Source organism: Saccharopolyspora halophila, assembly GCF_039531955.1.
In the GTDB taxonomy this organism is placed as follows: Bacteria; Actinomycetota; Actinomycetes; order Mycobacteriales; family Pseudonocardiaceae; genus Saccharopolyspora; species Saccharopolyspora halophila.
In genome coordinates this window covers 304,406-317,438 of the sequence record NZ_BAAARA010000003.1, presented here as the reverse complement: position 1 = coordinate 317,438, position 13,033 = coordinate 304,406, and the positions used below count along the sequence as shown (strand labels likewise).

16 protein-coding genes and 1 tRNA gene are annotated in these 13,033 nt (G+C 66.1%); 8 read left to right on the top strand and 9 right to left on the bottom strand.

What is annotated here, in order from left to right; all coding sequences use genetic code 11:
* Positions 1-92 precede the first annotated feature (92 nt).
* The 8 genes from rpmB to ABD289_RS06670 all read left to right on the top strand — a co-directional run bounded on the left by rpmB (position 93) and on the right by ABD289_RS06670 (position 6,325).
* Positions 93-329 (top strand): 50S ribosomal protein L28, encoded by a 237-nt coding sequence (gene rpmB / locus ABD289_RS06705; RefSeq protein ID WP_344127741.1) that lies wholly within the window; start codon positions 93-95, stop codon positions 327-329.
* The gene (gene rpmG, locus ABD289_RS06700; protein WP_344127739.1) at positions 329-496 is read left to right on the top strand and encodes a 50S ribosomal protein L33; all 168 of its coding nucleotides are present in this window, start codon (positions 329-331) and stop codon (positions 494-496) included. Before rpmB ends, rpmG begins: the two co-directional genes overlap by 1 nt.
* 14 nt (positions 497-510) lie before the next feature.
* Complete coding sequence (rpsN, locus tag ABD289_RS06695) at positions 511-816, top strand: 30S ribosomal protein S14 (RefSeq protein ID WP_344127737.1); 306 nt, start codon at positions 511-513, stop codon at positions 814-816.
* 5 nt (positions 817-821) lie between these two features.
* Complete coding sequence (rpsR, locus tag ABD289_RS06690) at positions 822-1,046, top strand: 30S ribosomal protein S18 (protein ID WP_344127735.1); 225 nt, start codon at positions 822-824, stop codon at positions 1,044-1,046.
* Between the two features lie 103 nt (positions 1,047-1,149).
* Positions 1,150-1,830 carry a 5,6-dimethylbenzimidazole synthase gene (bluB, locus tag ABD289_RS06685; protein ID WP_344127733.1) on the top strand — a complete coding sequence of 227 codons (681 nt, stop codon included), beginning with the start codon at positions 1,150-1,152 and terminating at the stop codon, positions 1,828-1,830.
* A gap of 60 nt (positions 1,831-1,890) precedes the next feature.
* Positions 1,891-3,372 carry a GGDEF domain-containing protein gene (locus tag ABD289_RS06680; protein ID WP_344127731.1) on the top strand — a complete coding sequence of 494 codons (1,482 nt, stop codon included), beginning with the start codon at positions 1,891-1,893 and terminating at the stop codon, positions 3,370-3,372.
* Between the two features lie 53 nt (positions 3,373-3,425).
* Positions 3,426-3,498 (top strand) — tRNA-Arg (locus ABD289_RS06675).
* Between the two features lie 178 nt (positions 3,499-3,676).
* Entirely contained in the window at positions 3,677-6,325 is a 2,649-nt protein-coding gene (locus tag ABD289_RS06670) for a tetratricopeptide repeat protein (protein WP_344127729.1), read from the top strand.
* Between the two features lie 123 nt (positions 6,326-6,448).
* Here ABD289_RS06670 and ABD289_RS06665 read toward each other — a convergent pair whose 3' ends face one another.
* From ABD289_RS06665 to ABD289_RS06625, 9 genes are all read right to left on the bottom strand, one after another.
* Positions 6,449-7,594: a site-specific integrase gene (locus tag ABD289_RS06665; RefSeq protein WP_344127727.1), complete on the bottom strand. Its 1,146-nt coding sequence runs from the start codon at positions 7,592-7,594 to the stop codon at positions 6,449-6,451.
* Positions 7,595-7,777: a helix-turn-helix domain-containing protein gene (locus ABD289_RS06660; RefSeq protein WP_344127725.1), complete on the bottom strand. Its 183-nt coding sequence runs from the start codon at positions 7,775-7,777 to the stop codon at positions 7,595-7,597.
* A 2-nt stretch (positions 7,778-7,779) separates the two neighbouring features.
* Complete coding sequence (locus ABD289_RS06655; protein ID WP_344127723.1) at positions 7,780-9,186, bottom strand: replication initiator; 1,407 nt, start codon at positions 9,184-9,186, stop codon at positions 7,780-7,782.
* 66 nt (positions 9,187-9,252) lie between these two features.
* Positions 9,253-10,152 carry a hypothetical protein gene (locus tag ABD289_RS06650; RefSeq protein WP_344127721.1) on the bottom strand — a complete coding sequence of 300 codons (900 nt, stop codon included), beginning with the start codon at positions 10,150-10,152 and terminating at the stop codon, positions 9,253-9,255.
* 11 nt (positions 10,153-10,163) lie between these two features.
* A complete protein-coding gene (locus ABD289_RS06645) occupies positions 10,164-10,349 on the bottom strand; it encodes a hypothetical protein (protein WP_344127719.1) in 186 nt (61 codons plus the stop codon).
* A 12-nt stretch (positions 10,350-10,361) separates the two neighbouring features.
* The gene (locus ABD289_RS06640; RefSeq protein WP_344127716.1) at positions 10,362-11,018 is read right to left on the bottom strand and encodes a GGDEF domain-containing protein; all 657 of its coding nucleotides are present in this window, start codon (positions 11,016-11,018) and stop codon (positions 10,362-10,364) included.
* A 9-nt stretch (positions 11,019-11,027) separates the two neighbouring features.
* A complete protein-coding gene (locus ABD289_RS06635) occupies positions 11,028-12,443 on the bottom strand; it encodes an FtsK/SpoIIIE domain-containing protein (protein WP_344127714.1) in 1,416 nt (471 codons plus the stop codon).
* A 167-nt stretch (positions 12,444-12,610) separates the two neighbouring features.
* Positions 12,611-12,790 (bottom strand): hypothetical protein, encoded by a 180-nt coding sequence (locus ABD289_RS06630; protein WP_344127712.1) that lies wholly within the window; start codon positions 12,788-12,790, stop codon positions 12,611-12,613.
* On the bottom strand, positions 12,787-13,032 hold the full coding sequence (locus ABD289_RS06625) for a hypothetical protein (RefSeq protein ID WP_344127710.1): 246 nt from the start codon (positions 13,030-13,032) through the stop codon (positions 12,787-12,789). The genes ABD289_RS06630 and ABD289_RS06625 overlap by 4 nt, the downstream gene beginning before the upstream one ends.
* Position 13,033: the final 1 nt, after the last annotated feature.

Below are 13,033 nucleotides of genomic sequence, written 5' to 3'. Positions count from 1 at the left end.
CTCTATCGACAACGGTTTTCATTATCTCCTGCCGCACGCTACCCTGCCTGGCGACATTAATGAAAATGAGTTCCATTATCGAGAGGTAGGTCATGTCCTTTCGCTGCCAGGTGACCGGTGCCGAGCCCGGCTACGGCAACCAGGTCTCGCACTCGAACCGGCGCACCCGGCGCCGCTGGCTGCCCAACGTGCAGAACAAGCGCTACTGGCTGGCCGGCGAGAACCGCTGGATCCGCCTCCGGGTGTCCGCCAGGGGAATGAAGACGATCAGCAAGCGCGGCATCGAGCCGGTCGTGGCCGAGATGCGCGCCCGAGGGGAGCGGATCTGATGGCCAAGTCCACCGACACCCGACCGGTGATCAAGCTCCGCTCCACCGCCGGCACCGGCTTCACCTACGTGACCACCAAGAACCGCCGGAACACCCCGGATCGGCTGCGCCTGAAGAAGTACGACCCGGTGGCTCGCCAGCACGTCGAGTTCCGCGAAGAACGCTGATCGGAGAGGAAACCGTGGCCAAGAAGTCCAAGATCGCTCGTAACGAGCAGCGGCGCGAGATCGTACAGCGCTACGCCGCTCGGCGCGCCGAGCTGAAGAAGATCATCGCGTCCCCGCACAGCGAGCCCGAGGAGCGGCTCGCCGCGCAGCACGAGCTGCAGCGGCAGCCGCGGGACGCCAGCGCGGTGCGGCTGCGCAACCGCGACAGCGTCGACGGCCGCCCGCGCGGGTACGTCCGCAAGTTCGGCCTGTCCCGGGTCCGGCTGCGCGAATTGGCGCACGCCGGGGAACTGCCGGGCGTGACGAAGTCGAGTTGGTGATCACGATGCGAAACAAGCCCGTCCGCCGCCCCAAGCCGAACCTGCTGCGCCGCGAAGGCGTCGTGGAGGTCGACTGGAAGGACACCGCGCTGCTGCGCAAGTTCATCTCGGATCGGGGCAAGATCCGCTCCCGCCGGGTCACCGGGCTCACCGCCCAGGAGCAGCGCGAAGTCGCCAAGGCGATCAAGAACGCCCGCGAGATGGCGCTGCTGCCCTACTCCTCCCGCTGAGACCGGCGGGCCGCGCGAACCCGACCCCTCCCGCGCGGCCCGCCATCCCGTTACCCCGACCCTTAACCCGGTGACTCTGGGCATCCGGGCAGCATTGAGCCCGATGAAGACCGCCGGAAACCGCCCCAGCCTGACCGACTCCGCCCCCGCTGCCGATCTCTACGAGGTCATCAACCGCCGCCGCGACGTGCGCCGGGAGTTCTCCGGTGAGGAGGTGCCCGAGAAGGTGCTGCGCCGGGTGCTGACCGCCGCGCACACCGCGCCCAGCGTCGGCCTGTCGCAGCCCTGGGACTTCGTGCTGGTGCAGGATCCGAACACCCGCCGCGCGTTCCGCGAGCACGTGCTGGCCGAACGCAGCGTGTTCGCCGCGCAGCTCGACGGGGAGCGGGCCGAGACCTTCAGCAAGATCAAGGTCGAGGGCATCGTGGAGTCCTCGCTCGGCATCGCGGTCACCTACGACCCCAACCGCGGCGCCCCCGAGGTCCTGGGCAGGCACGCGATCGCCGACGCCGGGCTCTACTCCGTATGCCTGGCGATCCAGAACCTGTGGCTGGCCGCGACCGCCGAAGGTCTCGGCGTCGGCTGGGTCAGCTTCTACCGCGAGGAGTTCCTCAACCGCCTGCTCAGCATCCCCGGTGACGTCCGGCCGGTCGCGTGGCTGTGCCTGGGCCCGGTCAAGGAGCTCGCCGACACTCCCGACCTGGAGAAGCACGGCTGGCGAAAGCGGATGCCGCTCGACGACGTGCTGCACTACGAAGCGTACGGGCGCAGCCGCTCGCGGTAACCTTTGTGGCGAAGGCGCCGTCACCGGTGGCGGCGAAGACGCGCTCACGGCGAGGTCGCGGTGCAGCTCGACGACCAACTGCTGGCTGGCCACATCCCGGCGCAGGACCGCCGGGTGCGATTGCTGCTGGACTCGGGCCGGTTGCAGGAAGCCGAAGCCGCCTTCGACGAGTTGGTCGCGGTCGGATCGGACCTGGTCGACTCCCAGTGGTGCCGATCAGCGGTGCTGGTGCACCGCGCCTCGCTGGCCTGGCGACTCGGCAGGCTGTCGCTGGCCCTGGAACTGGTCTCCGAGGGCTGGACCGAGATGGACGTGCAAAGCCCGTCCGGCGCCTCCGCGGCGTACACCGTCAGCATGCTCGGCTACCTGCTCGAAGCCGTCGGCCGCCGCGGTTCCGCCCGAACCCTGTTCGCGCTGTCCATCGAAGTCGCCCGCAATTCCGAGGACTCGGACGCGCTGGCGTACTGCTTGGGCAGCGCGGGAATCGCCCGGGGATTCCACGCGGACGACAGCGGCGACCGCGCGGACTTCATCGCCGCCCGCGATCTCTGCGCCGAAGCGGAATCGGTCGCCCGGGCGGGTCGCATCCAGCGCAGTTCCAAGGCCGGCAAGGCCAGCGCCCTGGCGGGCCTCGGCGAGCAGGAGGACGCCGAAGCCGCCGCTCGGGAGGCCCTGTCCCAGGCCAGCCGCGCTCAGGACTACTTCACCGCCGCGCTGGCCAACAGGGTGCTGTCCGGGCTGCGCCGCGAGCAGCACCGGCTCGAGGAAGCCCGCGCCCACGCGCACAACGCCCTCGACGGCGCCCAGATGGTGAACGCCACGAGTCTGACGATGCGGTTCTCCTGGTACCTGGCCACGATCTGCGCCGAACTCGGCGACCCGGCAGCCGAGGCGGCCGCCCTGCGCGTGTCCGTGCAAGCCGGGCAGACTTCGGTGAAGCTCCTCTCGGAGAGCCTCGGACAGGCCCTCGAGCAGCGGCGCGTCGCGATCCAGGCCCGGCGGATGGCCCTGGAAGCGCAGGAAGCCGCGCTGCGCGACCCGCTGACCGGCCTGATCAACCGGCTGGGCCTGGAACGCCTGGCACCACCCATGCTCGACCGGTGCGCCACCAACGGCCGCGCCCCGTGGCTGGTGCTGCTCGACGTCGACTGGTTCAAGGACGTCAACGACATCGCGGGGCACCCCGTCGGCGATGTGGTGCTCCAGGAAGTCGCCAACCTGCTGCTCCGGGAGTGCCGCTCCGGCGACCTGATCTGCCGCTGGGCGGGCGACGAGTTCGTCATCCTGCTCGTCGACGAGTCCGAGGACTCCCGCGGTGCGGGCCCAACCGTGGCCGAACGCATCCGCGCCGCCGTCGACTCCCACGACTGGCGCCTGGTGCTCGGCGGCGTGACCACTCCCCCGACGGTCAGCATCGGCATCACCCGCGGCCAATCCGACCTCCAGCAACTCTTCGCCAACGCCGACATAGCCCTCTACCAGGCAAAACGAGCAGGCCGAAATCGCGTCGCGAGCATCCCGAACAGCGGCGCCCCGAACTGACGACCACCACCTGCCGCCCGAGGTCGATCACCGCCCGGGTACCCTTGCCGCAGGCCCTCGTAGCTCAGGGGATAGAGCACGGCTCTCCTAAAGCCGGTGTCGCAGGTTCGAATCCTGCCGGGGGCGCATCTTCCCAGGTCAGCAAAGTGGGGACTGACCTAGTTCAAGATCAACCCCCACCTTACCCCCACTTTTTGCGTCGGCCGCTGAGCTGGAGTTTGTCGCGCGCTCCGCCGTCGAAGTGCTCTCAGGCGATGTGCCAAACGCGTTCCGACCGTGAGCGTGATACGCGATCATGACCGCCATGAGGTTGGGTGCCCTGTTCCGGTTCGTTTGGTATGCCCTGCTGACAGGCGTGGCGGGATGGGCCGCTACAGGGGCATTTTCCGAGGGCTGGAAACCGTGGGGACCCATCGTGGCCGCTGTGGCGGCTGGTGCCACCGGCACCTTTGTCGGCGAGGCGATCAACGCCCGCCGCAAGTTCGTCGAAGACAAGAGAGCTCACCGCCAGACGCTGTCGGAAGCACAGGCGCACCCGGCGGCGGATCTACGGAGCAAGGCGGCCTTGCTGCGGCCGGAACGTGCTGTCGTGGGGTTCGTTGGCCGTAAGGACGAGTTGCAACAGTTGAAGGCCTGGTGCGGCGACGAGTCTGGCAGTCCGTCGTTGTTGATGGTCGGCGCAGGCGGTGTGGGTAAGACGCGGCTAGCCAAGGAACTCACCGATACGCAGAGCAGCCGAAAATGGACGTGCACCTCGATCAAACCCGAGAAGTCCGTTGTCGAGGCGGTGAATGCGGCAGCCGCGACGAACAAACGCCAGCTACTGGTGATCGACTACGCCGAGACCCGTACGGATCTGCACGCGATGCTGGCTGAGCTCGCGGCTCAAGAAGCTGCCGGGAAAACCGGGAAACTACGGGTGTTGCTGATCGCCCGACACGCGGGTGAGTGGTGGGACGATCTACGGACGACCGACTCAGACGCCACCCGGTCGCTGGTCACGCGCACCTCGATCATGCGTTTGGAACCCGAACTAGACGCGGATCACGACAACCGCCGCACCATCCAGGAAGCCATGCCGTACTACGCGAAAGCGCTCGGCCGGCCAACCCCTGACTTCGAGATCGGCCTTGCGGAAGCCGAGCCCCTACCGGTGCTGGTGTTGCACACGGCAGCGCTAGTTGCCGTCCTCGACGACGCGGAGGGCACTGGTTCGGCCACCCTCTACGCCGATAACGGCGTGTTGGACCGTCTTCTCGGCCACGAGCGCGCACTCTGGAAAAGCAGCGCTCGTCAGGTCGGCATTGCGATCCGACCACTCATCTTGGAGCAGGTCATCGCTGTCATAACGTTGATCTTCGACTCGTCTTCGGACGAAGCAGCGGTTCGAGACGCGCTCCGACGCGTGCCCGAGTTGACCGATTCCGACGAATCAACCATCAGGGCTTTGGAAAGCTGGCTACACCAGCTATATCCCGGCGCAGATCACACGGTCGACCGGTTGCGTCCGGACCTGGTCGCTGAACGTCACGCCGTCACGCAAATGCACGCAGCCCCCGAATTGCGCCAAACATGTTTCGCCAATCTGCCAGATACGCAGGCTACGCAGGCTCTGACCGTGCTCACCCGTGCCACCAGCCACCACCAACGGGCTCGCGATATCCTCGCCCAAGTACTCCGCAACAATCTTCCAGGACTGGCCAGTCCAGCGATTAGTGTGGCCGTTCGCACGGGAACTATTCTCGGTGACATTCTGGCCTCTAGTGCGGCCGATGCTGAGCTGAGCATCGACGAGCTCCGTACGCTCCACGCTAAAATCCCTAATCTCACGGTGGCGCTATCAACAGCCAATGCCGTCGTTGCGCAGCGAATCTGTAACAGCCTTCCCGGCGAGACCACGAGCCATGAGGTCTCATCATGGAAGACCACTTTCTCAGTGGCGCTGGCTGGAAACGGTCGGTGGGAGGAAGCGCTGGAAGCAATCACAGAAGCAGTCACAATCCGACGCGATCTGGCCAAGCAGCGCCCAGAGACCTTCCTCCCCGACCTCGCGATGGCACTGAGCAACCAATCCGCCGACTTGGCAGTTCTAGGTCGACGTGAGGAAGCCCTGGAGGCAAGCACCGAATCAGCCAAAATCTACCGCAACCTTGCCACACAACACCCCGACTCCTTCCACGCCGACCTCGCGATGGCACTAAACAATCAAGCAAACCAAATGGCGAATCTGGGGCGGCGCGAAGAGGCCCTACAAGCAAGCACCGAAGCAGCCGACATCAACCGCGAACTGGCTACACAACACCCCGACGCATTCCTCCCCGACCTCGCAACGACGCTAAACACCCAATCCCTCCAGTTTGCAAGTCTAGGCCGACGGAAGGAATCCCTAGAGGCAATCACCGAAGCAGTCACAATCCGACGCGACCTTGCCAAAGAACGCCCCGACGCATTCCACAGCAGCTTGGGGGGCGCGCTGAGTAACCAATCCATTCAATTAGAATACCTCCGACGCAACGAGGAAGCCCTAGAGGCAATCACCGAAGCTGTTAACATTTTCCGCGACCTTACCAAACAACGCCCCGACGCATTCCTCCCCGACCTCGCAACGACACTGAACAACCAATTGCGACCGTTAGCGCTATCCGGCCGACGGGAAGATGCCCTGGAGGCAATCACCGAAGCAGTCAAAATCCGACGCAAGCTGGCCACACAACACCCCGACGTTTTCAACCCCGACCTCGCGATGTCACTGAACAACCACGCGAGCCTGTTGGCGGCATTGGGTCGGCGAGAGGAAGCCCTGAAGGCAGCCACCGAAGCAGTCAAAATCCGACGCAAGCTGGCTGCGAAGTGGCCTTACGTTTTCAACGATGACCTCGAAAACTCACTGGCTCTGCTGCGCAAAATTCAGGAAGTCGACTCGCAAACCAACCCACACCCTCCGAATCAATAGTCCAATCGGTTGAGCAATACAGCCCCACTAAAGGCTGTAGCACCTCGGCCACGGCCGCAACATCTGCCCTCCAACAGGAAAAGCGGGGACTGATCAATGTAACGATCAACCCCCGCATCACATTCAGCCGAGGACCTGTACGTTCGCCAGCGCCTCGGCTGCCGAGCTTCCCCGCGACTTGCGGGTCATGTAGACGTCTTGGGTCATGCTGACCCGCTCGTGTCCGAGGTAGTCCGCGATCTCTCGGGCGCTGAGCCCGGCAGCGTCAAGCATCGTGGCCACCAGGTGCCGAAAGGCGTGCGGGTGCAGCCCCTCCCACTCGGTCCCCTTGAGCGCCGCCCGCAGATCAGCTCTGGCGTTGTCGGCATCGCGCAACGTCCCCGAAGTCGTCGGAAAGACCCATTCCGAGTCCGACTCCTGGTATCGCCGCTTGAGCATGTCCATCAGCCACGTCGGCGGCTCAACCGTGCGCATCCCGGCATCCGACTTGGTATGAGCCTGCACGAACAACCCCGTACCGGTAATTCGGATGACCGTACCCTCGATCGCGATGGTGCCCGCGGCGAAATCGATCTTCGACCAGTCCAACGCCAGCAACTCGCCAATACGGCAGCCGAGGCCAGACAGTGCGTCCACGACATCTGGCAAATCGCGACGAACGGCCTTGTTGTTCTTGCGGAGGCATTTCCGCAATCCCGGAAGTTCCTCGGGAGCCAAATGCATCCGCGCCTCCGCGGCCTTCCGGCTTGTCTGCGGTAGGACAACCTCGCGGATCGGGTTGGATTCCAGTGCGTCATGTCGGACGTACAAGCCCATGATCCCGCTCAGCACGACCTTGGCGTGCTTGGCGCTTCCTGGCCCGGCCGATTCGTTGATCGAGCGCAGGGCCCGAGTCGCCAGCGAGACCGTGACCTCATTCCCCCGCAGCTGAGCAACGACAGGACTGACATCGCGCGTCCAGCTCTCGTGGTATGTCCGTTTGGTTCGCAGGGCCTTGCTCGACTCATCCAGCTCACGGAGCCACATCTCGGCAACCACCCCGACACGAGTTGACGCGGTGACCTCGTCGCCAACAACGGCGCGGGAACGGTCTCGCAATGCCCCGCGCAACTTGTTAGTGGCTGCGCCCTTGCTCGACCCGTATCGCTCAACGGGTCGGACCTTGCCGTCGTAGTCGCGGTACAGGGTGCGAGCACGCCATTTCTTCGGCCCGACCTGGTAAGCACGTATCTCACCGTGTGTACCCAGCGGCAGCGGAGGGCGCCCCAATCAGACCACCCCCTCAGACAGGCCATCGAACCAGCGTTCCACGTCGTCGGGCTTGTAGCGGACGTGCTTGCCGACGCGCCGACCAGGAGGGCCATCTCCGCGGCTTCGCCATTGGTAAATGGTGCCGATCGGAACGCCGAGAAAGTCGGCGACGTCTTGGGGTCCCCAGAGGTTGCGGATCATGGTTAGTCCTTCCTTTCCGTCTCGTAGCGGTGTTGGCGGGCGGCTCGTTGGCGTTCGGCGATGGCCAGGGCGAGTTCCTGCTCTTCGGGTGATTGGTGACCGACGCTGGTCATCTGCCAGTCGTTGATCACAGCCACCGTGTCGGCGGTGGCGCCAATTTCGGCGAGGTTTTCCTCGAGCCGGTAGGTCTGCCGGTCTCCCCGGATGCGCTTGAAGGTGGTCGAGTAGCGCTGGGACTTGCTCAGGAAGTGGCCGCGGAAGGCGAGCATGTGGCACCAGCGCCGCAGGTTGAGCCCGTCGAGTTCGTCGAGGTCGCCGAGGTCCCAGGCGGTGCGCATGATGCGCTTGTGGTGCTCGCTGACGTCGAGGTAATCGATGTGGTCGCGGGAGCGCACCGGGCGGTCGGCGGCTTCAGATTTGCCGGTTCCCTTGGTCGCGTACTTGGCGACGTAGGAGGCGAGCCGGTCGTCGGTGATCACGCCCTGGCCGTCCTCCACCTGAGGAGCGTCCGCGGTCCGGATCGGCCGGATATCCAGTTGCTCACCCCAGGCCAGCAGCCGATCGGTCCCGTCGATCTCCGGTGCCTCGACCCCGGTTGCCTCGTGTGCGGCCTGCACGGCGTCGGTCAGCAGCTCCGCAGTGGCCCACGCGGGCGGGGCGTCGTGGGCGCCTTCGGGGCCGTCGAGGCGGATCATGGCGTGGAAGTGGATGATGCCGCGCTTTTGGAACTCGGCGACCTTCGCGTAGGACAGGCGCGCGTGGTCTTTGAACTCTTTGACGGTGAGGCCGGCCGCGCGGGCGAGGTGGCGGCGCAGGTAGATGGTGAAGCGGTTCCACAGCTTGCTCGCGTGGGCTTGCCAGAGCACGTGGCCGGTGTAGTCGTAGCGCGAGGGATTGAGCGGCTGTCCCAGCAGTGCGTCGTACTCGTGGTGGGTCTGCCCGCAGCGGCACGGGATCGGCTTCCCAGCGGCAGAGGTGCGGCGGTTGTGCACCGGGCCGAACGACGGAGCGGTCAGGGTCACGAACAGCCGCGGCTTGTCGGCGACCGTGGTGGGCACGTCTTTGGAACCGCCGGACATCCCGGCGCGCACGAGGTGGAAGGCGTCCGCGGCATAGCGGTCCGAGCAGGCGGGGCAGACGCTCTCGCGACGGTTGCCGCACGGGGCGAACAGCTGGCCGGACTTCATCGCCGGGGTGCCGTCGGGCTTGGTGAGCACGGCCCCGGTGGTCTTGTCGGTGAGCATCCAGTGGCCGGAGAGCCGGACGGGGTGGGCACATCCGCCGGTGGCCTCAACTTTTTCGCGCCACTTCTGATAATCCGGGGACTGAATCCGCCGTTGCAGCCGGTCAATGGTCGGGAGCTCGGGTAGCGCCAAGGCGACCTCCAGGAACACGGGCGCGGCGGACACCCGGCCGAGGTCGTCCCGTGCCCGGTGGGTGTCCGCCGAGCAGGGTTGAACTTCGGTATGCAGTTGTCAGGCGAAGGCGTGGCCGTTGTTGACCTGCAGATCAGCGAGGATCTGCGCTGCCATCGGTTCCGGGACGCGTGTGGCCCGGCGGATGTCAGCCGTGGTGATCTCGCGCCCCTCGTTCTTCGCCCTCTCCCAGGCGTCCGACACCGCTTGGACCATCTCCGCCGGGAGCTTCGCCGCCGTCCCCTTCGGCTCTGGTTTCGGCCGGGCCGGAGGTGGTTCCGGGGTGACCGCAGGCATGGTCACTGTCCGCTCGACGTCGGGTTCCCGTTGCGATTCGGGTTCGGGCGGTGTGGCTGCGTCGGAGGCTTCGTAGGCGGCGAGGATGACCTCGCGTTGCCGGGCTTGGATGACAGGGATGACTTCGGCGATGCCGTAGACGATGACCGGGATGATCGCGTGCACGGCCGCCGAGCCCAGGTTGAACGCCTCCCACCGGCCGGTGGCCAGCGGCATGATCTGGGGGATGACGTTCATGGCCATCGTGGAGGCCAGCAGCACGTGCTTGAGCCGTGACCACCACTCGTGATCGGGCTGGATGCCGTGGGAGAGGATCACGGCTTCGAAGTTGAGCAGCACGATCAGCAGGCCCGCGAACATCGGCTCGACGGTCCAGGCGGCCCACCACAGCGGCTCCGCCATCGTGGCTTTCCCGGCGAGGAAGCGCTGCACACCAGCGGTGGTGAACACCAGCCCCAGGCTCAGGAAGAACCACAGGCCGATCAGGGTGCGCCGCCCGTTGCGTTCCATCTCCACGGCTTGCAGGTCCGGGTCGCGGATCAGCCCACGCAGGTGGCGGGCCTCGGAGATGCGGTCTCCGAGCTTGCGCACCCGCCGTGTGTGCCCCTTGTCTGCCTCCGGCTTTTCGGAGCCGGGCTGGTCGGGCTCGTTGGGTTCGGACACGCCAGCCTCCCTTACTCGGCGGGCTTGAACAGCGTGATCAGGCCGCGCACCAGCAGGATTAACCCGATGCCGATCCCGATCGACACGGCCGGGCTGATCACCAGCCACACCAGCGCCAAAGCAGCGATCACCGTCGCCAGAACGGCGATGCTGACCAGGACACCCTTGCCGGAGAGTTCAACGTGGACGATGTGCATGCGTGGATCTCCTTACTGTGCTTGCGGAATCAGAACTTTGGAGCAGTGGTCCGTGTGCTTGTCGCCGTACATGCGGTCATCGGCCGACCCGAGCAACGCGCCCAGATCCGCGGTTTCGGCCGGTGCGGTCATCACCCCGAGCGCCATCGCGACCTCCACGGGCTGACCGTCCACGCAGGTGACCGAGGCAATAGCGGCTTGGAGCTCACGGACCCGGTGTTCGGCGGTGCGGGCGCTGGCCACGTTGGTGAGCAGGACGGCGAACTCGTCGCCGTGCAGCCGTACCGGCATCTCGCCGCGGCGGGTCTCCCGTCGCAGTGCGTGAGCGGTTTCGATGAGGACGCGGTCGCCGAAGCGGTGGCCGTGGGTGTCGTTGAGTGCCTTGAACCCGTTCATGTCACCGACGGCGACTGCCACCAGGCCGTGCTTGGCGCGCCTGCGGAACGCCAGTTCCAGGGCGGTGCGGTTGCCGAGGCCCGTCAGGGGGTCGGTGCGTAACCGGCGGGAGAGCCGCCAGGCGCATCCCGCCGTCGCGATGGTGCTCACGCTGGTGACGCTCAGGGCGAGTTGTGCCAGCATGGTTTTTGCCTCCATTCGAGGTAAGGCCCGCCCGGCTCCGGCAAGAGCTTCCGGGCGGGCCGTTTCATTTCCGCTGGTCATCAAGGCCATACGGCCCGGTTAGGCGATGTCTTCTTCCTCGTCGTCGCCTTCGAAGTACTCGACTTCTTCGACCTCGTCGACGTTCTGGCCGTCGTCTTCGAAGTCCTCGAAATCGACCTCGTAGGGGTTGCTGCTGGTGCCGTCCGGTAGCTCGATCTCCGGGCGGATCGGGGTGACGTTGCCCAGCTCGGTGCAGAAGGCCACCAGCTCGGCGATGTCGTCGTCGGTGGTGAAGGCCGCCCGTACCCGCCGGGGTTCCTTGCGGCCGTCGGTCTTGGCGTAGGCCACGCCGGGCAGGTAAGCCGGAATCTTGTCCGCGAACGCGCCGAGGTCGCGCATCCCTTCGCCGAGGCACATGTCCACGTACGAGGCGGCATCGACACGCAGGGAGATCTTGGTCGGGAACAGCCCGCGCATTGGGACGACGTCCTTGGTCGGCTCCTGCGTCGCGCCGATGATCCGGCCACCCACGGCGCGGTACTGGGTGAGTGCCTTGGACAGCAGCTGGTGGAACTCGACCCGGATGTCGCGGTCGGTGTAGGCGGTCATCGCCGCCAGCTCATCGCAGATCAGCACATCCAACGGGGTTTCCCGCGACGGAGTGGCCGTGCGGATGCCTTGGCGTCCGAGCTCGAACTTGCGCTCATCCAGCGTGGCGACGTACTTGCGCATCAGCCGCAGGCCGTCGCGGTCGCCGTCGGCGAAGTCGTGGAACATCTCCCGCCCGGAGCCGAACTCCATGCCGCCCTTGGGATCGATGACCCACAGCCGGACGTGCCCGGCCCGAATCATCGGGGCCAGTGCCCGCAACAGCGACCACAGCCATGACCCCTTGCCCGCGCCGGACTCCCCCGCCAGCAGCACGTGCAGATCTCGCTTCGCGAGGTCGAGGGAGAACGGCCGACCGAATTCGTCCCGTCCGATCTCGAGCTTGCGCAGGTCCACCCCGGCGATCGACTCCGGCATCGCGGGCAGCGGGATCGGCATCTCGTCGAACGGTTCGCGGCGCTGGAAGTCCAGGGCGATCTTGCCGGGCTTGAGCACCCGAATCGACGCGGCCCGTGCCTTGAACGAGTTCGCCAGCCGGTCGAGCGCCTGCCCGTAGTCCTCCGCGGTTTGGCCTTTGGCCATGCGGATGTGCAGCGAGTCCCACACCCAGCTCGAACGCACCGCGACCAGCTTGGGGACCAGCGCCTCACCGTGGTGATCGGTGGTGGACAGCCCGCAGGCGCTCACTACCCGGAGCCATTGCCTCTGGTAAATCGCCCAGCGTCGCCACCAGGCCCGAAGCAAGCGCCCCGCGAACCGGTCGAAGGTTGGCGCGTCCAGCAGTCGCCAGGAAGCTCCGGCGAGTACCGCGATGCCAGCCGCGAGGAGCACCGTCTGATAGCCCAGCATCACCGTCGTCGGGGTCATCGTTGCCGTAGTGGTCATCGACCGCGGGTGCCGTGCGGCAAACCGTGCTGCCGTGCGCACCGGAGTCCGTTCGGTACCAACTCGCGTGTCCCGCATCGCCCTGCCTACCTTTCGACGAAAGAAGAGCGCCGGACTCCCGTGCTGGGGGGAATCCGGCGCTCTGCCGTGCTTGGTTCGTGGGTGGGTCAGCTTCTGCGCTGCGACATCTCCAAGTGCGCCACCAGATCGCCCACCGCGCGCTTGAGCCCGTTCAACGGGCCGCCGAGGCCCTTCGGGACGCCGAAGTTGGTCACCGTCTTGGTCAGCTCCAGCATCGTGGCGTCGATCTCACGCACCGTGCCGGTCACACCATCCGAATTGCTCACTTCTTGTACTCCTTCGCAACACTCGATCCACCGTGTTCAGCGATGCCTTCCCGCACCGCGTCCGCCGCGGTGGCCACGAACTGGGCCAGTTCCTGGGCCTCCGCGAAGTGCCGGTCCTCGACGAACTCGCCGTCGAGGAACTCGACCTTGCTCACGTCCCGGTTCAGCTGATCCATCAGCGAACCGATCTCCGACAGCCGCTTGACCCCGCGCGAGTTGCGTCGGAACAGCTGCTTGGACATC

Excerpts from the sequence above, each read along its gene's own strand:
- rpmB (WP_344127741.1), top strand. The coding sequence starts at position 93 with ATGTCCTTTCGCTGCCAGGTGACCGGTGCCGAGCCCGGCTACGGCAAC.
- rpmG (WP_344127739.1), top strand. The coding sequence starts at position 329 with ATGGCCAAGTCCACCGACACCCGACCGGTGATCAAGCTCCGCTCCACC.
- rpsR (WP_344127735.1), top strand. The coding sequence starts at position 822 with ATGCGAAACAAGCCCGTCCGCCGCCCCAAGCCGAACCTGCTGCGCCGC.
- bluB (WP_344127733.1), top strand. The coding sequence starts at position 1,150 with ATGAAGACCGCCGGAAACCGCCCCAGCCTGACCGACTCCGCCCCCGCT.
- ABD289_RS06670 (WP_344127729.1), top strand. The coding sequence starts at position 3,677 with ATGAGGTTGGGTGCCCTGTTCCGGTTCGTTTGGTATGCCCTGCTGACA.
- ABD289_RS06660 (WP_344127725.1), bottom strand. The coding sequence starts at position 7,777 with ATGATCCGCAACCTCTGGGGACCCCAAGACGTCGCCGACTTTCTCGGC.
- ABD289_RS06645 (WP_344127719.1), bottom strand. The coding sequence starts at position 10,349 with ATGCACATCGTCCACGTTGAACTCTCCGGCAAGGGTGTCCTGGTCAGC.
- ABD289_RS06640 (WP_344127716.1), bottom strand. The coding sequence starts at position 11,018 with ATGGCCTTGATGACCAGCGGAAATGAAACGGCCCGCCCGGAAGCTCTT.
- ABD289_RS06635 (WP_344127714.1), bottom strand. The coding sequence starts at position 12,443 with ATGACCACTACGGCAACGATGACCCCGACGACGGTGATGCTGGGCTAT.
- ABD289_RS06625 (WP_344127710.1), bottom strand. The coding sequence starts at position 13,032 with ATGTCCAAGCAGCTGTTCCGACGCAACTCGCGCGGGGTCAAGCGGCTG.